The organism is Pseudomonas sp. NPDC089996, assembly GCF_044748405.1.
Classification (GTDB): Bacteria; Pseudomonadota; Gammaproteobacteria; order Pseudomonadales; family Pseudomonadaceae; genus Aquipseudomonas.
In genome coordinates this window covers 52,599-72,644 of record NZ_JBIVGA010000017.1, presented here as the reverse complement: position 1 = coordinate 72,644, position 20,046 = coordinate 52,599, and the positions used below count along the sequence as shown (strand labels likewise).

The 20,046-nt window shown below is 61.5% G+C and carries 22 protein-coding genes; 7 read left to right on the top strand and 15 right to left on the bottom strand.

Translation table 11 applies throughout. The features are described 5' to 3' along the window. Positions 1-16 precede the first annotated feature (16 nt). Both ACIPW4_RS23875 and argF read right to left on the bottom strand, forming a co-directional pair. Positions 17-1,126, bottom strand: coding sequence for an ABC transporter ATP-binding protein (locus ACIPW4_RS23875; RefSeq protein ID WP_400662201.1), 1,110 nt, complete (start codon positions 1,124-1,126; stop codon positions 17-19). Further along, complete coding sequence (gene argF / locus ACIPW4_RS23870; protein WP_400662198.1) at positions 1,123-2,043, bottom strand: ornithine carbamoyltransferase; 921 nt, start codon at positions 2,041-2,043, stop codon at positions 1,123-1,125. The genes ACIPW4_RS23875 and argF overlap by 4 nt, the downstream gene beginning before the upstream one ends. A 383-nt stretch (positions 2,044-2,426) precedes the next feature. Between argF and ACIPW4_RS23865 the strand changes: the two genes are divergently transcribed. Further along, a complete protein-coding gene (locus ACIPW4_RS23865) occupies positions 2,427-4,535 on the top strand; it encodes a molybdopterin-dependent oxidoreductase (RefSeq protein WP_400662195.1) in 2,109 nt (702 codons plus the stop codon). Between the two features lie 91 nt (positions 4,536-4,626). Next, on the top strand, positions 4,627-4,962 hold the full coding sequence (gene grxD / locus ACIPW4_RS23860; RefSeq protein ID WP_103449407.1) for a Grx4 family monothiol glutaredoxin: 336 nt from the start codon (positions 4,627-4,629) through the stop codon (positions 4,960-4,962). A 56-nt stretch (positions 4,963-5,018) separates the two neighbouring features. Here grxD and bfr read toward each other — a convergent pair whose 3' ends face one another. Both bfr and ACIPW4_RS23850 read right to left on the bottom strand, forming a co-directional pair. After that, entirely contained in the window at positions 5,019-5,492 is a 474-nt protein-coding gene (gene bfr, locus ACIPW4_RS23855; protein WP_400662192.1) for a bacterioferritin, read from the bottom strand. A 201-nt stretch (positions 5,493-5,693) separates the two neighbouring features. Then, positions 5,694-5,915: a bacterioferritin-associated ferredoxin gene (locus tag ACIPW4_RS23850; RefSeq protein ID WP_346614433.1), complete on the bottom strand. Its 222-nt coding sequence runs from the start codon at positions 5,913-5,915 to the stop codon at positions 5,694-5,696. A 215-nt stretch (positions 5,916-6,130) separates the two neighbouring features. On the opposite strand from ACIPW4_RS23850, the gene ACIPW4_RS23845 reads away from it, so the two are divergent. After that, a complete protein-coding gene (locus ACIPW4_RS23845) occupies positions 6,131-6,733 on the top strand; it encodes a peroxiredoxin (RefSeq protein WP_027918971.1) in 603 nt (200 codons plus the stop codon). A gap of 187 nt (positions 6,734-6,920) precedes the next feature. Here the strand turns inward: ACIPW4_RS23845 and rnt are convergent, their stop codons facing one another. Continuing rightward, positions 6,921-7,532, bottom strand: coding sequence for a ribonuclease T (gene rnt, locus ACIPW4_RS23840; protein WP_371922801.1), 612 nt, complete (start codon positions 7,530-7,532; stop codon positions 6,921-6,923). Positions 7,533-7,591: 59 nt separating this feature from the next. Then, positions 7,592-8,638: a dihydroorotase gene (pyrC, locus tag ACIPW4_RS23835; RefSeq protein ID WP_060484000.1), complete on the bottom strand. Its 1,047-nt coding sequence runs from the start codon at positions 8,636-8,638 to the stop codon at positions 7,592-7,594. 130 nt (positions 8,639-8,768) lie between these two features. Here pyrC and ACIPW4_RS23830 point away from each other — a divergent pair, with 130 nt between their 5' ends. Both ACIPW4_RS23830 and ACIPW4_RS23825 read left to right on the top strand, forming a co-directional pair. Then, a complete protein-coding gene (locus ACIPW4_RS23830; RefSeq protein WP_400662188.1) occupies positions 8,769-9,731 on the top strand; it encodes an OmpA family protein in 963 nt (320 codons plus the stop codon). 168 nt (positions 9,732-9,899) lie between these two features. Then, positions 9,900-11,117, top strand: a complete 1,218-nt coding sequence (locus ACIPW4_RS23825; RefSeq protein ID WP_400662185.1) for an argininosuccinate synthase — start codon at positions 9,900-9,902, stop codon at positions 11,115-11,117. A gap of 71 nt (positions 11,118-11,188) precedes the next feature. On the opposite strand, the gene ACIPW4_RS23820 is transcribed toward ACIPW4_RS23825, so the two are convergent. Beyond that, entirely contained in the window at positions 11,189-11,629 is a 441-nt protein-coding gene (locus ACIPW4_RS23820) for a hypothetical protein (RefSeq protein WP_400662182.1), read from the bottom strand. A 305-nt stretch (positions 11,630-11,934) separates the two neighbouring features. Between ACIPW4_RS23820 and ACIPW4_RS23815 the strand changes: the two genes are divergently transcribed. Next, positions 11,935-12,561 carry a response regulator gene (locus tag ACIPW4_RS23815; protein WP_400662180.1) on the top strand — a complete coding sequence of 209 codons (627 nt, stop codon included), beginning with the start codon at positions 11,935-11,937 and terminating at the stop codon, positions 12,559-12,561. A 44-nt stretch (positions 12,562-12,605) separates the two neighbouring features. Here ACIPW4_RS23815 and ACIPW4_RS23810 read toward each other — a convergent pair whose 3' ends face one another. The 7 genes from ACIPW4_RS23810 to metG form a co-directional block, all read right to left on the bottom strand. Next, positions 12,606-12,782 (bottom strand): PA3496 family putative envelope integrity protein, encoded by a 177-nt coding sequence (locus ACIPW4_RS23810; protein ID WP_400662177.1) that lies wholly within the window; start codon positions 12,780-12,782, stop codon positions 12,606-12,608. 103 nt (positions 12,783-12,885) lie between these two features. Beyond that, the gene (gene nth / locus ACIPW4_RS23805; RefSeq protein ID WP_400662174.1) at positions 12,886-13,524 is read right to left on the bottom strand and encodes an endonuclease III; all 639 of its coding nucleotides are present in this window, start codon (positions 13,522-13,524) and stop codon (positions 12,886-12,888) included. A 4-nt stretch (positions 13,525-13,528) separates the two neighbouring features. Beyond that, entirely contained in the window at positions 13,529-14,047 is a 519-nt protein-coding gene (locus ACIPW4_RS23800; protein ID WP_400662171.1) for an Rnf-Nqr domain containing protein, read from the bottom strand. Continuing rightward, complete coding sequence (locus tag ACIPW4_RS23795; RefSeq protein ID WP_400662169.1) at positions 14,040-14,642, bottom strand: RnfABCDGE type electron transport complex subunit G; 603 nt, start codon at positions 14,640-14,642, stop codon at positions 14,040-14,042. The genes ACIPW4_RS23800 and ACIPW4_RS23795 overlap by 8 nt, the downstream gene beginning before the upstream one ends. Next, positions 14,639-15,616 (bottom strand): RnfABCDGE type electron transport complex subunit D, encoded by a 978-nt coding sequence (locus ACIPW4_RS23790; RefSeq protein ID WP_400662167.1) that lies wholly within the window; start codon positions 15,614-15,616, stop codon positions 14,639-14,641. Before ACIPW4_RS23790 ends, ACIPW4_RS23795 begins: the two co-directional genes overlap by 4 nt. Further along, entirely contained in the window at positions 15,613-16,161 is a 549-nt protein-coding gene (locus ACIPW4_RS23785; RefSeq protein WP_400662164.1) for an Rnf-Nqr domain containing protein, read from the bottom strand. The genes ACIPW4_RS23790 and ACIPW4_RS23785 overlap by 4 nt, the downstream gene beginning before the upstream one ends. Before the next feature lie 88 nt (positions 16,162-16,249). Then, on the bottom strand, positions 16,250-18,292 hold the full coding sequence (gene metG / locus ACIPW4_RS23780; protein ID WP_400662162.1) for a methionine--tRNA ligase: 2,043 nt from the start codon (positions 18,290-18,292) through the stop codon (positions 16,250-16,252). A 156-nt stretch (positions 18,293-18,448) separates the two neighbouring features. Here metG and apbC point away from each other — a divergent pair, with 156 nt between their 5' ends. Continuing rightward, a complete protein-coding gene (gene apbC, locus ACIPW4_RS23775) occupies positions 18,449-19,543 on the top strand; it encodes an iron-sulfur cluster carrier protein ApbC (protein WP_400662159.1) in 1,095 nt (364 codons plus the stop codon). Between the two features lie 232 nt (positions 19,544-19,775). Here the strand turns inward: apbC and ACIPW4_RS23770 are convergent, their stop codons facing one another. Continuing rightward, complete coding sequence (locus tag ACIPW4_RS23770) at positions 19,776-19,985, bottom strand: cold-shock protein (protein ID WP_003254922.1); 210 nt, start codon at positions 19,983-19,985, stop codon at positions 19,776-19,778. Positions 19,986-20,046 lie beyond the last annotated feature (61 nt).

Here is a 20,046-nt window from a genome sequence, read left to right as displayed (position 1 = left end):
CCCCAGGGTTGTGCAATCAGGTCGCCGAGCTGTAGCGGCGAACCCCGTTCTCCTGGCGCGCCAGTTGAGTCGCGACACTGCCCGGTACCGGGAACAGCACCAGGTGATCGGCCTTCACCGCAATCCCCACATGCTCACCCACCTGGTGGTCGATATGGCTCGGGAAGATTGCTTCGAGCTGGCTGCCAGTGGGCAGCTGCAAACGGTACAGCGTCGACGCGCCAAGGAAGCTCTTGCCCACGATGTTTGCCTGCAGCGCGCTGCCCGGCGCCGGCACGATGTCATCGGGGCGCAGCAGCACATCCACCGAGCTGCCCGGCGCCATGGTGTAGGCACGGTTGCCACGCAGCTCGCCCAGTTCGGTACTGACCGCTTCGTGGCTGCTCATCTGGCCACGGATGAAGTAGCCTTGGCCGACGAAACTGGCCACGAACGGCGTCTGTGGTTCGTGATACAGGTTGTAGGGCGTGTCCCACTGCTCCAGCCGGCCTTCCTTGAACACACCGACGTGGTCGCTGACCGCAAACGCTTCTTCCTGGTCATGGGTGACCAGGATGGCGCTTGTGCCACGGCTCTTGAGGATGTCGCGCACTTCGTGGCTCAGGCGTCGGCGCAGTTCCACATCGAGGTTGGAGAACGGCTCGTCGAGCAGCAGCAGTTGTGGCTCAGGTGCCAGCGCACGCGCCAGGGCGACACGCTGTTGCTGGCCACCCGACAGCTCGTGCGGGTAACGCCCGCCGAGGCCGCCGAGTTTGACCAGGTCGAGCATCTCTTCGATCACCTGGGCCTGGCGCGGGTGTTTGGCGATGCCGAACGCGATGTTCTGCGCCACGGTCAGGTGCGGGAACAGGGCGTAGTCCTGGAACACCATGCCGATGCGGCGTTTCTCCGGCGCCAGGGTGAAGCCCGCGCGGGAAATCACTTCGCCGGCCAGCTGGATCTCACCCTCGTGCACCGGCTCGAAACCGGCGATGGCGCGAAGGGTAGTGGTCTTGCCGCAACCCGAGGAACCCAGCAGGCAACCGATGTCGCCTGCGTTCAGGTGCAGGTTGAGGTTCTGGACGATGCGCTGGTCGCCATAGCCGCAGGCGAGGTTGCGCAGGTTGAGCAGTAGGGGTTGACTCATGCGTGGTGGTAAGCCGGTTCTACAAGGAATTCGAGAAGGGCCTTCTGTGCATGCAAGCGGTTTTCAGCCTGGTCCCAGGCGACCGAACGAGGGTCGTCGAGCAGGTCATGGCTGATTTCCTCACCCCGGTGGGCGGGCAGGCAGTGCATGAACAGGGCGTCGGGTGCCGCCAGGTCGAGCAGCGCGCGGGTGACCTGGTAAGGCGCAAAATGCGCCAGGCGCCGTGCAGTTTCCTCTTCCTGACCCATGGAAGTCCAGACATCCGTGGTGACCAGGTGCGCACCACGCACGGCTTCCTGCGGATCGCGGATGATCTGCACGCGGTCGCCACCCAGGGCCATGAAGCGTGGATCGGGCTCGTAGCCTTCGGGGCAGGCGATGCGCAGCTGGAAATCGAACTGCCTGGCCGCTTCGATGTAGGAGTTGCACATGTTGAAGCCGTCGCCGATCCAGGCCACGGTCTTGCCCTGGATCGGGCCGCGGTGCTCGAGGAAGGTCTGCATGTCGGCCAGCAGCTGGCACGGATGCGACTCGTCGGACAGGGCGTTGATCACCGGTACCCGGGATTTGGCGGCGAACTCGGTCAGGGTGCTGTGGGCGTGGGTACGGATCATCACCACGTCGAGCATGCTCGACAGCACGATGGCGCTGTCACCGATCGGCTCGCCACGGCCCAGCTGGGTATCGCGGGGCGAAAGGAAGATGGCCTGGCCACCGAGCTGGATCATGCCGGCTTCGAACGACACGCGGGTACGGGTCGAAGACTTCTCGAAAATCATGCCCAGCACACGGTTCTTCAGGGGTTCGAACAGCACGCCTCGCTTGCGCAGGTCCTTCAGCTCGATGCCTCGGCGGATCACACCGAGCAATTCGTCGGCGGTGAAATCCAGCAGGGAGAGAAAGTGCCTAGCGCTCATGATTGACTACCTTATCTGCAACGGTATGCAGGTCGACCGTATGGTTTTTTTTGACAACGGGAGTGACCTGCGGCGTAAGCCGCACGGGGCGGACGAAATGGGGAAAGGCGCAATACTATAATTAAATGTCGCCTGAAACCAAGAGGGGAAACAGCGGCTCGTCTCCAAGGATGTTGCAAAGGGTGTCTTGACCCCGAGCCCGAGCTGTTTTTTATTTGCTACAGAAGGTTGTACACGGCTTGTCGGCAATTTGGCAAATGCCTGTGGTGAATCGTGCGCCTGATGTCGCGGGATTCACGCCGCGAAGCGCGCTGGCCGGGGGCAAGGGCTGCGGGCATAGTCGTTGCTCGAAGACTCCTGACAACAACAAGGCAGAGGCGGCCATGACCAAGACCCTGCATCACCGTGCCTGTCACCTGTGCGAAGCGATCTGCGGCCTGAACATCGAAGTCAGCCATGAAGACGATGGGCGGGCGCTGATCAGTTCGATCAAGGGCGACCCCGAGGACCCGTTCAGCCGGGGGCACATCTGCCCCAAGGCGGTGGCCCTGCAGGACATCCAGAACGATCCCGACCGCCTGCGACAGCCTCACCGGCGCGTAGGCGGCGAGTGGCAGCCGATCGACTGGGACGAGGCCTTTGCCCTGGCTGCCGACAGGCTCTGGGCGGTCCAGCAGGCCCACGGGCGCAATGCGGTGGCTGTCTATCAAGGCAATCCGAGCGTGCACAACTATGGGCTGATGACCCACAGCAACTACTTCCTTGGCCTGCTCAAGACCCGCAATCGCTTCTCTGCCACGTCGGTCGATCAGTTGCCACAGCACCTGACCAGCCACCTGATGTACGGCCACGGCCTGCTGCTGCCAATCCCGGATATCGACCACACAGGCTTCATGCTGATCCTCGGCGGCAACCCGCTGGCCTCCAATGGCAGCATCATGACCGTGCCAGATGTGGAGAAGCGTCTGAAGGCCCTGCGCGGGCGCGGTGGTCGCCTGGTGGTGGTCGATCCCCGGCGCAGCGAAACCGCCGCCATGGCCGACCAGCACCTGTTCATCCGGCCCGGTGGTGATGCTGCCTTGCTCTGTGGCCTGCTCAACACGCTGTTCGACGAGGATCTCGCGCGCGGCTCGCATTTACCGGTGAGCGGCCTGGAGCAAGTGCGAGAGGCGATCCTGCCGTTCAGTGCGGAGTTGATGAGTGCACACTGCGGCATTGCCGCAAGCCAGATACGCCAGCTGGCACGGCAGTTTGCCGCTGCAGACCGGGCGGTCTGCTATGGACGCATGGGGGTCTCGACCCAGGCGTTCGGCACGCTGTGTCACTGGCTGGTACAAGTGATCAACCTGGTGACCGGCAACCTTGACCGGGAGGGTGGGGCGCTGTGTACCGAACCTGCGGTCGACCTGGTGGCGACCACTTCAGGTGGCCATTTCAATGCCTGGCAGAGCCGGGTATCGGGCCTGCCCGAGTATGGCGGGGAACTGCCAGTGGCAGCCCTGGCCGAAGAGATGCTGACCCCCGGGGAGGGCCAGGTGCGCGCCCTGGTGACGGTAGCCGGCAATCCGGTGCTGTCCACGCCCAATGGTCGGCAGCTGGATGCGGCGCTGGAGGGGCTTGAGTTCATGCTCAGTATCGACCTCTACATCAATGAAACCACCCGCCACGCCGACCTCATCCTGCCGTCGACTTCGGCGCTGGAAAACGACCATTACGACAGTACCTTCAACCTGCTGGCCGTGCGCAACGTGACCCGGTTCAATCGTGCCATCCTGGCCAAGCCTGAGGGCGCATTGCACGACTGGGAGATCTTTGTCGGCCTGGCGCAGGCACTCGCCAAACGCGCCGGACTTGAACTCAAACCGACCTGGCCACCGGCACAGATGATCGATCTGGCCCTGCGCAAGGGGCGCCATGGCGAAAGCACCGCCTGGAATCTGTCGCTGAAAACCCTGGACGAGCACCCCCACGGACTTGATCTGGGGCCGCTACGCGCCAACCTGGAAGCGCGCCTGGCCACCGCCAGCAAAACCGTCGAGGCTGCGCCACAGGTGCTGCTGGATGACCTGCAGCGGTTGGCCCGGCAGTCGCCACCCGCGCCGGGCGAGTTGCTGCTGATCGGCCGCCGTCATGTGCGCAGCAACAACTCGTGGATGCATAACTTCCATCGCCTGGTCAAAGGCAAGCCGCGGCATCAACTGTTGATGCACCCGCAGGACTTGCAGCAGCGCCAGTTGCAGGATGGCCAGCGTGTGCGTATCCACTCGCGCACCGGCATGCTGGAGGTCGAGGTGCAGGCCTGTGAAGACATGATGCCCGGTGTGGTCAGCCTGCCCCATGGCTTCGGTCATGGCCGCCAGGGCGTGCAGTTGCAGGTCGCCCAGGCGCAAGCGGGAGTGAGTGCCAACGATCTCACGGATGAACGCTTGCGTGACCAGGTTTCCGGCAATGCAGCGCTCAATGGCGTACCCGTGCAGGTCGAGGCGGCCTGAGCAACGGTAAGGCCGAGCACGCTGCTTGCCTTTCCGATACAATGCGTCACCGTGCCGACGACCGCGTCGGAAAGTTCAGCTGAGGTGCTACATGGATATCATCGATACGATCAAAGAGCAGATTGCCAACAACACCATTCTGCTTTACATGAAAGGCTCGCCGAATGCCCCGCAGTGCGGGTTCTCGGCCAAGGCATCGCAAGCTGTGATGGGTTGCGGCGAGAAGTTCGCCTACGTCGACATCCTGCAGAACCCGGAAATCCGCGCCAACCTGCCAAAATACGCCAACTGGCCGACCTTTCCGCAACTGTGGGTAGCCGGTGAGCTGGTTGGCGGCAGCGACATCATGCTGGAAATGTTCGAGAAGGGTGAGCTGCAGACCCTGATCAAGGACGCGGCCGCCAAGGCCAAGGCTTCCGAAGCCTGACTTTCAGTCAGCCAAAAAAAACCCGCTGATCGCGGGTTTTTTTATGGCTCGAATATTTATTCTTCGCCCATCTGCGACTGCAGGTAGTTTTCGATACCGATCTTGTCGATCAGGCCGAGTTGGGTCTCCAGCCAGTCGATGTGCTCTTCTTCGGACTCTAGGATGTCTTCGAGCATGTCGCGCGAGCCGAAGTCACCGGCGGTTTCGCAGTGGGCGATGGCTGCTTTCAGGTCGACCAGGCCCTTCTGCTCGAGCTTCAGGTCGCACTCGAGCATTTCTTTGGTGTGCTCGCCAATCAGCAGCTTGCCCAGGTCCTGAACGTTGGGGATGCCTTCGAGGAAGAGAATACGCTTGATCAATTTGTCAGCGTGCTTCATCTCGTCGATGGACTCTTTGTACTCGTGCTTGCCGAGCTTGTTCAGACCCCAATCTTCATACATGCGTGCGTGCAGGAAGTACTGGTTGATCGCGACCAGCTCGTTTCCGAGGATCTTGTTGAGATGCTGGATGACGCTTACGTCGCCTTTCATTGCGGGTTCCTGCCCTGTAGAAGTGTGCCAATACAGAGAAGTTTGAGCCTGATACTTAGGGCTGTCAAACCTAAGTTCTTGAATAATAAGTGAAAATTAATAGGAATAAGAATGTTTGTGAACCGCGTTGGAGCGCTAACTTGTTGAATTTTAGGCATAAAAAAACCGGACACGAGGTCCGGCTCTTCAAATTCGGCGATATCAAGCGGCAGTAAATTCTACCGGATAGGGCAGGGCGGCCTGCTGGCTCACCTGGAGCTTGGTGAGGGTCTCGCGGACCACCTCTTTAGCCAGGCATGCGCATTTGCCGCATTGGCTGGCGACATTGGTGGCGGCTCGAACTTCCTTGTAGCTGCAGCATCCTTCATAGATCGCATCGCGGATCTGTCCGTCGGTAACGCCGACACAAAGACACACATACATAAGGGCTGACCATCGCTGGTTGAGTCGATGGTTGGAGAGTAATGGTAATGAGAATGCTTGTCAAAACACTTGATGCAAAGGGGCGTGCTTGAGCGACCGGCGGTTGGAATTCGGCCTGTCATCAGAAGCCGTGTATGATGGTCGGCCTTTGTTGGATGTCGGGCAGGCCTGCCTTGGCCCGGCAAACATTTCTTCACCCTCATCAGGAGATTACAATGAGCGTACTCGTTGGCAAACAAGCCCCCGACTTTACCGTCCCAGCCGTCCTGGGCAACGGCGAGATCGTCGACAGCTTCAACCTGGCTTCGGCCATCAAGGGCAAGTACGGCCTGGTGTTCTTCTACCCACTGGACTTCACTTTCGTCTGCCCGTCCGAGCTGATCGCCCTGGACAACCGCATCCCTGACTTCCAGGCGCGCAACGTTGAAGTGATCGGCGTTTCGATCGACTCGCACTTCACCCACAACGCATGGCGCAACACCCCGGTCAACGCCGGCGGTATCGGTCAGGTCAAGTACACCCTGGCAGCCGACATCACCCACGAAATCTGCAAGGCCTATGACGTCGAGTCCGAAGGCGGCGTAGCCTTCCGTGGCGCCTTCCTGATCGACACTAACGGTGTTGTCCGTTCGCAGATCGTCAATGACCTGCCACTGGGTCGTAACATGGACGAGCTGCTGCGTCTGGTCGACGCCCTGCAATTCCACGAAGAGCACGGCGAAGTTTGCCCTGCCAACTGGAAAAAAGGCGACCAGGGCATGACCGCTTCGCCAGAAGGCGTTGCTGCTTACCTGAGCGAGAACGCTGGCAAGCTGTAATTGCCACGCGCATGAAAAAACCGGCCCATGAGGCCGGTTTTTTTGTGCCAGCTTGTGCCGGCCTCTTCGCGGGCACGTCGGATCGCCGCACCGCCGCTCCCACAGGTACACCACAGGCCTTTGGCATTGTGCGATCCCTGTGGGAGCGGCGGTGCGGCGATCCGACGTGCCCGCGAAGCTTTTCAGGTCAATCGTTGAAGTCGCGCCAGCCGCCCATTTCTTTCCAGCGGTTGACGATGCCGCAGAACAGCTCGGCCGTCTTCTCGGTGTCATAACGCGCCGAATGCGCCTCACGCCCGTCGAAGTCGATATCGGCACTCTGGCACGCCCGCGCCAGTACGGTCTGGCCATACGCCAGGCCAGCCAGGGTGGCGGTGTCGAAGCTGGAGAACGGATGGAACGGGTTACGCTTGATATCGTTACGCGTTACCGCAGCATTGAGGAAGCCAAGGTCGAAGCTGCTGTTGTGGCCGACCAGGATCGCCCGTTTGCAGCCGTTGGCCTTCAGCGCCTTGCGCACACCGCGGAAGATGTCGGTGAGCGCGCTTTCCTCGCTCACCGCCATGCGCAGCGGGTGGTCCAGCTTGATGCCGGTGAACTCCAGCGCGGCCGGCTCGATGTTGGCCCCTTCGAACGGTTCTACCCGGAAGAAGTAGGTGTGCTCGGGGAACAGGAAGCCTTTCTCGTCCATGCCGATGGTCACCGCGGCGATTTCCAGCAGGGCGTCGGTGGCGCTGTTGAAGCCGCCGGTCTCGACGTCCACCACGACTGGCAGGTAGCCACGGAAGCGCTCGGCCATCGGGTGGCGCGAGCCGCTGCCGCCCTGACCGTCCTGGTCGTCTTCGTAGAGGTCTTCGCTCACGCGTTGTCCTCCAGCAGGCGCCAGCGCAGTTTCTCACCGGCGCGCAGCGGGATCACGGTCTGCTCGCCAAACGGCAGGCTGTCCGGAGCGGTCCATTCTTCGCGGACCAGGGTGATGGTGTCGGTATTCGCGGGCAGGCCATAGAAAGCCGGGCCATGCAGGCTGGCGAACCCTTCCAGCTTGTCCAGCGCATTGCGCTGCTCGAACGCTTCGGCGTACATCTCGATCGCTGCGTACGCGGTGTAGCAGCCTGCGCAACCGCAGGCGGCTTCCTTGGCGTGGCGGGCGTGCGGTGCCGAGTCGGTGCCGAGGAAGAATTTCGGGTTGCCACTGGTGGCCGCGTCCAGCAGTGCCACCTGGTGGGTGTTGCGCTTGAGGATCGGCAGGCAATAGAAGTGCGGGCGGATACCGCCAACCAGCATGTGGTTGCGGTTGTACAGCAGGTGCTGGGCAGTGATGGTGGCGCCGACGTTGGCCGGGGCCTCGGTGACGAACTGCGCGGCATCGCCGGTGGTGATGTGTTCGAACACCACTTTAAGGGTCGGGAAACGTTCGACCAGGCGACGCATGTGCTCGTCGATGAAGCGTTTCTCGCGGTCGAATACATCGATCTCGCTGCGGGTCACTTCACCGTGCACCAGCAGCGGCATGCCGACTTCTGCCAGCGCCTCGATGGCCGGGAAGATGTTGTCGATGCTGGTAACGCCGGAATCGGAGTTGGTGGTGGCGCCGGCAGGGTACAGCTTGGCTGCGTACACGATGCCGCTGGCCTTGGCCGCGCGGATGTCCTCGGGGCTGGTGCGGTCGGTGAGGTACAGCACCATCAGCGGTTCAAAGCGGCTGCCTGCCGGGCGGGCAGCAAGGATGCGCTCGCGGTAGGCGCTGGCTTCGACGGCATTGCGCACCGGCGGTACCAGGTTGGGCATGATGATGGCACGGGCGAACGTACGCGCCACATCGCCAACGGTATGGGGCAGGACGGCACCATCGCGCAGATGGATGTGCCAGTCGTCGGGGCGCAGGAGGGTCAGGCGATCGGACATTGGGAATTCCAGGCGGGTCGAACTCAGGCCCCAATGCTACCGGAAAACCCCGGGCCGAGCACGGCTATCAAGTTTTTCGGCAAGCGTCCGATAGCCTGCCTGTAAGCCGTCAGAATTTGTGGAGCCGCCTGTGCGCCAGCGTTACCTAGCCCTGTTGACCCTTGTCGCCAGCCTGCCGGTGGGTGCATTGACCTTCCAGACCCGCATGGAGAATGTCGCCTGGAAGGTCGAGGGTGACCAGTTCGAGTGTCGGCTGATCCAGCCGATCGACGGTTTCGGCAGTGGAGAGTTCGTGCGCAGGGCCGGTGAGCAGCCGGTATTCCAGCTGCGCTCGAGCAGCAACGTGCTGGGCTCGGGTTCTGCCACTTTGCTGGCGGCCGCCGCCCCTTGGCAGCCGGGTCGTGGTGATGTGAACCTCGGCGCCGTGCGCATGGCCCGTAGCGGTGTACTGTTCAGCTCGTCGCAGAGCCAGGCCAGCCGGCTGATCAATGGCTTGCTCGATGGCCGCAGCACGGTGGTGCGCAATTACACCGGGGAAGGTGGGCGGGCGATGGAGGTCCGGGTGTTGCCGGTCAGCTTCGCCAAGGCCTACAGCGATTATCAGGCCTGTGCCGGCAAGATGCTGCCGATGAACTACGACCAGGTGCGCCAGACCCAGGTGGGCTTCCCCAGCGGTGGCTTCGACCTGGACGCTGATGCACGTGCGCGGCTGGATGTGATCCTCGATTACCTCAAGGCCGACCCGACGGTGAACCACATCGAGCTCAACGGCCATTCCGACAACAGCGGCAATCGCTTGACCAACCGCGACGCTTCGCGGCGCCGCGCCTTGGCTGTGGCGGACTACTTCAAGGCCCATGGTGTGCCGGAAGAGCAGATGGTCGTGCGCTTCCATGGCGAGCGGTATCCGCTGGTGAAGAACAACAGCCCGGCCAATCGGGCGCGGAACCGGCGGGTGAATATCGAGCTGGATCGGGTGGCGCAGGTGGAGAAGCCCGCTGCTCAGCCGGTGCAACAAGCGGCTCCGGTGGCTCCGAGCGCGCCTGCTAATCCGCCGGCTGCTTCCGCCGCACCGGGGGCGAAAGCGCTCTGAAGACGTTGTGGCGAACCCCTCACCGCAAAAGCCGTGTGGTAATCTTCCCCGCGTCGCGCCGCTGACACTAACTGTCGCTTTGTCGTCACAAGCTGTCGCCCCACTGTAAATTTACGCGCAAGGCCGGTAGAATCGACCCCTTTCCGTACAACCCCGTGGAGTGATGGCATGGCGGACGTAAAAAAGGTCGTACTGGCGTATTCCGGCGGCCTTGATACTTCGGTGATTCTCAAGTGGCTGCAGGATACCTACGACTGCGAAGTGGTGACCTTCACCGCTGACCTGGGTCAGGGCGAAGAAGTCGAACCGGCTCGCGCCAAAGCTCAGGCGATGGGCGTAAAAGAGATCTACATCGACGACCTGCGCGAAGAGTTCGTGCGTGATTTCGTCTTCCCGATGTTCCGCGCCAACACCGTCTACGAAGGCGAGTACCTGCTCGGTACTTCCATCGCTCGCCCGCTGATCGCCAAGCGCCTTATCGAAATCGCCAACGAAACCGGCGCCGATGCCATTTCCCATGGCGCTACCGGTAAAGGTAACGACCAGGTGCGCTTCGAGCTGGGTGCTTACGCGCTCAAGCCTGGGGTGAAGGTCATCGCCCCATGGCGTGAGTGGGACCTGCTGTCCCGCGAGAAACTGATGGACTACGCCGAGAAGCACGGTATCCCGATCGAACGCCACGGCAAGAAAAAGTCGCCGTACTCGATGGACGCCAACCTGCTGCACATCTCCTACGAAGGCGGTGTCCTGGAAGATACCTGGACCGAGCACGAAGAAGACATGTGGCGCTGGAGCGTCTCTCCAGAGAACGCCCCGGACCAGGCTACCTATATCGAATTGACTTACCGCAATGGTGACATCGTCGCCATCGACGGCGTCGACATGAGCCCGGCCACCGTGCTTGCCGAGCTGAACCGCATCGGCGGCGCCAACGGTATCGGCCGTCTGGATATCGTGGAAAACCGTTATGTGGGCATGAAGTCCCGCGGCTGCTACGAAACCCCTGGCGGCACCATCATGCTCAAGGCCCACCGTGCCATCGAGTCGATCACCCTGGACCGCGAAGTCGCTCACCTGAAAGACGAGCTGATGCCGAAGTACGCCAGCCTGATCTACACCGGCTACTGGTGGAGCCCGGAGCGTCTGATGCTGCAAAAGATGATCGACGCTTCGCAGGTCAACGTGAATGGTGTCGTGCGCCTGAAACTGTACAAGGGCAACGTCATCGTGGTCGGCCGCAAGTCGGACGATTCGCTGTTCGATGCCAACATCGCGACCTTTGAAGAAGACGGCGGCGCCTACAACCAGGCCGATGCCGCTGGCTTCATCAAGCTCAATGCGCTGCGCATGCGCATCGCTGCCAACAAGGGCCGTGGGATGCTCTGAGCATCTGGTTGAACTGGCAAATGAACCCCGGCTCTGGCCGGGGTTTTTTTTTCTTTTCGAACCTGCTCCTATCAATGCCCATGGCGTGATTCCTCAGGTAAGCGGGTGGTCGAAAGAACGACGCATTGATGCAGATCCAGATCGCACAAGCGCCAGTGCCTGTTCTCGCTATGTGGCTGGGCAATGGCTTGCATCACTTGTTGTCGAATTAGGCTCTGCGCATCAGGGCCGGAAAACATCATGGTTACGGTTTCCTGCGCGCCGGGATGCGTCGCGTGTTCGGGCGTTCTTTTCTGCTCGGCCGGGTCAGGCTTGTAGAACGACTTGTAGTTGAAATTCAGGGTGAGAAAGAACAGAGCAGTCAGGAAGAATGGAAACCCTACCAGGAACCATGTGTAGTAGGTCTGACTTTTCTCGCTGAGAAAAGGCAAGGTTGCCAAGGCTGAAGCTTCGATGATGCCAGCGAAGATGGCGATTATCGTTAACGGGGCTACAGGTTGGTTATCGGTCATGTTGATGCCTCCTGCATGTTTTGCCTATCAATAACCGACTGAGCGCCTCAACTAAACTGCGGACTTTTTCCGGGTCAAGGCATCTGGCAACGGGTTGATGAATTGAGCGAATCGATCGTTGCCCACTTCCATGCTTTTAATCAAAATTGCTGAGAAGGCTGTAAATTTTTTTTTGTAGGAAAATTCCCAAACCGACGTAGGGTTCATCTATTCGGCTATTTGCGCGGGTAAACGACGCGCCATTGAGTGTTCTGCTCGGTTATGGTGAGCGTCGTCAAAGCAGAATAACGAATGATGGATATCGCATGAATAAAGTCCTTATCGTGGATGATCATCCGGTCATACGCTTGGCAGTACGCATGCTGATGGAGCGGCACGGGTACGATGTTGTCGCGGAAACCGACAACGGCATAGCGGCCTTGCAGCTCACCCGAGAGCACCTTCCCGATGTCGTCGTGCTCGATATCGGCATCCCCAAACTCGACGGGCTGGAGGTCATTGCTCGCATGGCTGCGGCCAGCCCTGGTAGCCGAGTTCTGGTACTGACTTCCCAGGCGCCCGGGCATTTCTCCATGCGCTGCATGCAGGCGGGAGCTTCAGGCTATGTGTGCAAGCAGCAGGAGCTTACCGAACTGCTCAGTGCCATCAAGGCTGTGCTCTCTGGTTACAGCTACTTCCCGAACCAGGCACTGCACAAGTCACGTGGCCGGGTGGGGGGGGCAAGCGAGGCGGAAATGGTCGATCGCCTGTCGGCAAGGGAGATGATGGTGCTGCAGCAGCTTGCACGAGGGCGGTCCAACAAGGAGATTGCCGACAGCATGTACCTCAGCAACAAGACGGTCAGCACTTACAAGACTCGCCTGCTGCTGAAGCTGAATGCCCACTCGCTGGTGGACCTGATCGAACTGGCCCGGCGTCATGGCCTGAACTGAAACAGCAATCCACCAGGCCTCCGTGAAGGCGGCCTGGCGTGACGTCAAAGGTCGTAGTCGAAATCGGCAAGTTGCCGTTGCAGGCGCCGCTCTTCGAGGAGGTTGTCTATGGTGCGACGCTTGCTCAGGTTGGTCTTCGCGGTTTCCACCTGGGGCTCTGCTTCGTCGTCAGCGGTGGCAAAGTCATCTTCGATCGACAGTTCGTCTTTATCGGTACTCATGAGTCGCTCCAAGCCAAAGGGCCATTGGCCGTCCTTATAGCGAGAAAGCGGAGTGCGGTAAAAAAGATTTTTTCAATCACATGCCGCTGTTTTTGCTATCGGCTCAATCGTCGGAGGTCTTGTGCTTGTATTCGCACAGGTCTTCGATTCGGCAACTGCCGCAACGTGGCTTGCGTGCCTGGCAAACGTAGCGCCCGTGCAGGATGAGCCAATGGTGGGCGTCGAGCAGGTAATCTTTGGGAACGAACTTGAGCAGCTTCTTCTCGACTTCGAGCACGGTCTTGCCAGGTGCGATGCCTGTGCGGTTGCTGACCCGGAAGATGTGCGTGTCCACGGCCATGGCCGGCTGGCGGAAGGCGGTGTTGAGCACCACATTGGCGGTCTTGCGACCGACGCCTGGCAGCGCTTCCAGTGCTTCCCGGGTATCTGGGACTTCGCCGTCATGGCGCTCGATCAACAGCCGGCACGCTTCGATCACATTCCTGGCCTTGCTGTTGTAGAGGCCAATGGTCTTGATGTATTCGCTCAACCCTTCGACACCGAGCGCATGGATGGCCTGCGGTGTGTTGGCAACCGGGAACAGGCGCGCGGTAGCCTTGTTGACGCCGACATCGGTGGACTGCGCGGAGAGCGTCACGGCAACCAGGAGCTCGAAAGGGGAGGTGTAAGCCAATTCCGTTTTCGGGTCGGGATTGTCTTCGTGCAGCCTGCGAAAGATCTCCAGGCGTTTGGCGGCATTCATGGGGTCAACGCTTTCCTTGACGGCGAGTGAGGGCGGGACGTAGCCGATTGTACAAGGCCAGCAGCCCGCCGAGCAGTAGCAGCGCACCTGAAGGCAGGTTGACCAGGTGCATGCCTGCGACCTGGTCCAGCCATTGGCGACTGGCGCCCAGCAGCAGGCAGGCGAGCAGCAGGCCAGCCAGATGAAGCAACAGCTTCCGCCAGCGCCCTTCTCTTGGCAGCAGCGTGTCGATGGCAAGGCATTGCAGACAGACCAGCGCCGGGAAATAGCCAAGCGTCAGCGCCAATGGCAATGCCCAGGCACGCAACGCCAGTTGCAGGCATGAGGCAAGCGCAGCGAGCAGCAGGAGGCTTGCCAGCCAGTATCTGACGCCGCTGAGTGTGGCCCGCAGCGGGCTTAGCAAGCCCTGGTGAAGCAGAGGCAGCACGAGCATGCACAGGCCGATGGCGGCAGCCTGGGAAAAGGTTCGGGTCGCGCCGAGCAGCGGAGCCAGGCTGGTTATCAGCAGGCAGAATCTATTCATGGTCGGGAGCTCCGAGCAGTTCGCTGCGATGCTGGTCGAAATAACGCAAGGCTTCCTGCTGGGCTTCGATGACTGCCCGAGAGGTAACGGTAGCACCGGCCAGCTGGTCGAAGTCGCCATGATCGCGCCTGATCGCCCAGTGATCACCAAGGCCATGCGTGGCGAACTGTGCCAGCCAGCCAGACTGCGGGTCGGCAACCTGGCCGCCCAGCCCAGGGCTTTCCTGCTGTTCGAGTACTCGAGTACCGATCAGGCGGCCATCGGCGTCGATGGCAATGGTCAGCCTGATAGGGCCCGCATAGCCTTGTACCTGGCTCACCAGTACGACGGCGGTGGGCGAAGTGCCGTGGGTTGCGCGGTAGGCAGCGAGTACCTTGCTATGTAGTGGCTGATCGGCTGGCAATGGCAATGCAGTGTCCAGCGGTTGGTTGTCGTAGCTTTGCGGCGGCAGGGCTGCGAGAAACCGGCTTGCCTGCAACTGGCGCTCGGCATCGGCAATGGCCGGGCCGGTCCAGTGCTGCCAGGCCAAGCTCAGCGCTACAGCCGATCCACCGATGGCCACCAGCAGCAAGGTGCTGCGAATGGGCGCAATCATGGCAAGACCTGGTGGTCGCGCAAGACCAACCGATCCAGAGCGGGCGTCGCCAGGTTCATCAACAGGATGGCGAAGGCCGTGCCGTCCGGGTAACTGCCCCAGGTTCGAATCAGGTAGATGAGCGCGCCAGCGCCAAAACCGAACAGCAGCCTGGCCAGGTTGGCCTTGGGGCCGGATACCGGTTCCGTGGCGATGAAAAACGCCGCGAGCATGGTTGAGCCACTGAACAGATGCAGCAGTGGCGAGCCGTTGGAGTCGGAGCCTGCGCCATTCCAGGCCAGCAGGCTGAACAGCAACAGACCGCTCAGCAAGCCTGCCGGGGCATGCCAGCTGATGACCTTGCGCAACCACAGAAACAGCCCGCCGAACAGCAGCGCCAGGTTGACCCACTCGCTGCCGCGGCCGCCAACGCTGCCGAAGCCTGGGTGGCTTGCGAATAGCTCGTCGATGGTCAGGCTGCGATTGTGGCGCAGGCCATCGAGAAGGGTCGGCCCGGCCCATGCATCGATCTGGGGGCCATCGCCGAACACCAGATGAAGGCTGTCGACAAAGCCCAGGGCCTGACCGGGCCAGTGGGTCATCTGCAATGAAAAATTCAGCAGTACAAAGGCGTAACCGACCATCGCCGGGTTGAACAGGTTGCGACCCACGCCGCCGAATGCCTGCTTGCCGACGCCAATGGCAATGCCTGCCGCAGTGACCGGCAGCCACCAAGGCGCCGCGGCCGGCAGGGCGATGGCCAGCAGCACGGCAGTCACCAGGGCACTGCCATCGTTCAATGCCGGCAGTACAGGCTGGCGACGCACGGCCAGTAACGCCGCTTCACAGGCCAATGCGCTGCAGCTGCACAGCAAAAGGCTGAACAGCACGCCCCAGCCCTGCGTCCAGAACGACACGAGCAAGCCGGGGGTAGAGGCCAGCAGCACGAGGCCCATCGCGTTGCGCAAGCGTGGATCAGATTGAATCAGCTTCATTGCGTGAAAAGCCCATTGAAACCCGAGAACGCCAGGGCCATGACACCCGTACCGATCAAGGTAATGGGCAGGCCGCGCAGCACGGCTGGTACTTCAGCATGCTGGCTGCGCTGGTGCAGGTCGTCGAACAGCACCAGCGCAAGCCAGAAGCCCAGGCCGGCCAACAGTCCCCCGCTCAACGTCGCGCTGGCGGTGGCGCCCTTCTCCGTCGCTTGCAGCGCCAGGCCCAGCAGCAATGCATTGCCCAGCAATGGCAGCGCAAGGCGCCCGGTGGGCCACTGCGGGCGTAGCCTTGCCAGCACCTGCGGCACGCCCCACGCCAGCAACGCCAGCCAGGGCAGCAGCAGGAACAGGCGCAAATTCTGCAGATGCCAGGGCGCTACGATCAGTCGTTCGAGTGTTTGCCCGCCGGCGACCCCGAGCGCAATCGACAGGGCACCTGCTAGGCCGCACACGTGCAGGCGCAGCCGACTCAAGGGTTGTTGTTGCAAGAGCAGGTGGCTGACCAGCGCAGCGCTGGCCAGGATCAGCACATAGTCGTTCATGTGAATGACGATAGCCGGGAATCGCCTTGACCGTCCGGCATTGGCGCAGCAGAGGGAACTGCCCCGGCGTCAGGGCCGGGGCAGTGGGTTACTTGATGCGCTGACCTGGCTTGGCGCCACTGTCTGGGCTGAGCAGGTAGATTTCTTCGCCGCCAGGGCCGGCCGCCATGACCATGCCCTCGGAAACGCCAAAGCGCATTTTCCGTGGCTTGAGGTTGGCTACCATCATGGTCAGGCGGCCTTCAAGCTTGGACGGGTCCGGGTAGGCCGACTTGATGCCGGAGAACACGTTGCGGCGCTCGTCGCCGATGTCCAGGGTCAGCTGCAGCAGCTTGTCGGCGCCAGGCACGGCTTCGGCCTTGACGATCAGTGCGACGCGCAGGTCGACGGCGGCGAAGGTGTCGAACTCGATCTCCGCCGACAGCGGGTCCTTGTTCAGCTCGCCGTTGCCGGCCGGGGCCTGCTGGGCTTCTGCCGCCAGCAGGTCTTCCTTGCTGGCGGCGACCATGGCTTCGACCTTGGCCGGTTCGATACGGCTCATGAGTGCCTTGAACGGGTTCAGTTGGTGGTTTTCCAGGCGCGACTGGTGGTCGTTCCAGGTCAGCGGCGCAACGTTGAGGAACGCCTCGGCGTCGGCAGCGAGCAGCGGCAGCACCGGCTTGAGGAAGATCACCAGCTGGCGGAACAGGTTGATTCCCTGAGCGCAAATGGCCTGGACTTCGTCCTGCTTGCCTTCCTGCTTGGCCAACGACCAGGGCGCCTTGTCGGCGATCCAGGCGTTGGCACGGTCGGCCAGGGCCATGATTTCGCGCATGGCGCGGCCAAAGTCGCGGCCTTCATAAGCCTCGGCAATCGACGGGGCGGCAGCGAGGAAGGCCTCGGTCAGCTCCGGCGCAGCGTCGCCCGCGACCATCACGCCAGCATTGCCCTTGTGGATGAACCCGGCGCAACGGCTGGCGATGTTGACCACCTTGCCGACCAGGTCGGAGTTGACCTTCTGCACGAAGTCTTCGAGGTTCAGGTCGAGGTCATCGACGCCACGGCCCAGCTTGGCGGCGTAGTAGTAGCGCAGGTATTCCGGCTGCAGGTGGTCCAGGTAGGTGCGTGCCTTGATGAAGGTGCCGCGCGACTTGGACATCTTGGCGCCATTGACGGTGAGGTAGCCGTGCACGTTGACCGCAGTCGGCTTGCGGAAGCCCGCGCCTTCGAGCATGGCGGGCCAGAACAGGGCGTGGAAGTTGACGATGTCCTTGCCGATGAAGTGGTACAGCTCGGCTTTGGAGTCTTCGTTCCAGAATGCGCCGAAGTCCAGTTCGGGACGACGTGCACAGAGGTTCTTGAAGCTGGCCATGTAGCCGATCGGCGCGTCCAGCCAGACGTAGAAATACTTGCCCGGCTCGCCCGGGATCTCGAAGCCGAAGTACGGCGCATCGCGGGAGATGTCCCACTCTTGCAGGCCGGAATCCAGCCATTCGGCGAGCTTGTTGGCCACGGCATCCTGCAGGGTACCGCTACGGGTCCACTGCTGCAGCATGGCCTGGAAGTCCGGCAGCTTGAAGAAGAAATGCTGGGAATCGCGCAGTACCGGAGTGGCACCGGAGATCGCCGACTTGGGGTTTTTCAGCTCGGTCGGGGCGTAGGTGGCGCCGCACTTCTCGCAGTTGTCGCCGTACTGGTCTTCAGCCGCGCATTTCGGGCAGGTGCCCTTGATGAAGCGGTCGGCGAGGAACATGCCCTTTTCAGGGTCGAAGTACTGGGTCACCGAACGGGTGGCGATGTGCCCGGCATCACGCAGGCGGCCGTAGATCAGGCTCGACAGCTCACGGTTTTCGTCGCTGTGGGTGGAGTGGAAGTTGTCGAAGTCCACCAGGAAGTCGGCGAAGTCGCCGCTGTGCTCGGCCTGGACATTGGCGATCAGCTGCTCCGGGGTGATGCCTTCCTTCTCGGCACGCAACATGATGGCCGAGCCGTGGGCATCGTCGGCGCAGACGTAGATGCACTGGTTGCCGCGCAGCTTCTGGAAGCGCACCCACATGTCCGTCTGGATGTACTCCAGCATATGGCCAAGGTGGATGGATCCATTGGCATAGGGCAGGGCGCTGGTGACGAGAATCTGACGTGGCTCGGACATGGTGGCTCGGCTACTTATCTGGCTCGGGTAAAAATGAGGGTGATCGGCCACTATAAAGGGCCGGCGAAGATATTTCACCCCAAGCGCGCATCTGCTGACGATTGACGGGTTAGGATAGGCGTTTGTTTCGTACTCAGTTTGCCAATGGGAGTGTCCATGAGTGCCGTCACCCGTGCCGCCGTCGAAGGCGTGCTTCGCCAGTACACCGACCCCTATCTGAACCAGGACCCGGTCAGCGCCGGCTGCGTGCGCGCGATCGACATTCAGGCTGGGCAGGTCGTTGTGCAGTTGCAGCTGGGCTATGCCGCCGGCCTGTTCAAGAACGGCTGGGCCCAGGTGCTGCAGACCGCGATCGAAAACCTCGACGGTGTCAGTTCGGCCCAGGTGTCGATCGACTGCCAGGTCGCCGCGCACAAGGCCCAGGCCCAGGTGCCGGCCCTGGCCAACGTCAAGAACATCATTGCCGTGGCCTCGGGCAAGGGCGGGGTCGGCAAGTCGACCACCGCCGCCAACCTGGCCCTGGCCCTGGCCCGTGAAGGTGCCCGCGTGGGCATACTCGATGCCGACATCTATGGCCCCAGCCAAGGTGTGATGTTCGGTATCCCTGAAGGTACCCGGCCGCAGGTCCGCGAGCAGAAGTGGTTCGTGCCGATCAAGGCTCATGGCGTGGAAGTCATGTCCATGGCGTTTCTCACCGATGACAACACGCCGATGGTCTGGCGTGGGCCGATGGTGTCCGGTGCGTTGCTGCAACTGGTGACCCAGACTGCCTGGGACGATCTGGATTATCTCGTCATCGACATGCCGCCGGGTACCGGCGATATCCAGCTGACCCTGGCGCAGAAAGTGCCGGTGGCTGGCTCGGTGATCGTTACCACCCCACAGGACCTGGCCCTGCTGGATGCCAAGAAAGGCGTGGAAATGTTCCGCAAGGTCAACATCCCGGTGCTGGGCGTGGTGGAAAACATGGCCGTGCACATCTGCTCGAACTGCGGCCATGCCGAACACCTGTTCGGCGAGGGCGGAGGCGAGAAGCTGGCGGCGCAATATGGTGTCGAGTTGCTCGCCTCGCTGCCGCTGTCGATGCTGATCCGCGAGCAGGCCGACAGTGGCAAGCCGACGGCGATTGCCGAGCCGGAAAGCCAGATTGCCATGGTCTACCAGGAACTGGCTCGCCAGGTGGGTGCACGGATCGTGCTGCAGGAAGCGGCGGCGCCGGCGATGCCGAGCATTACCATCAGCGAAGACTGACGCGGTACTTGTATTCTTTAAAAGCCGGCGCGATCCCTTGTGGGAGCCGCGCTTGCCGGCGATGGGTCGCGAAGCGGCCCCACGATTTCAAGGTTGTTGCATAAACTGCCGGGGCCGCTTCGCGGCCCATCGCCGGCAAGCGCGGCTCCCACAAGGACGCAGAAGATTTTCGGCCATAAAAAAACCCGCCAGAAGGCGGGTTTTTTTTGAAAGCTAGAAAGCTGAGATCGACTTAGGCGATCTGAACTTCTTCAGCCTGCATGCCTTTCTGGCCGCGGGTAGCGACGAAAGTAACAGCCTGGCCTTCTTTCAGGGTTTTGAAGCCGTCAGCTTGGATGGCTTTGAAGTGCACGAACAGGTCGTCGCCCGACTGAGGGGTGATGAAGCCGTAGCCTTTCTCATCGTTGAACCACTTAACAACACCGGATTGACGGTTGGACATTTTTCTGTCTCCTTGGACAATTTGATAACGGTCAGGAAAAACCCTGGCCGGGACTGAGCGC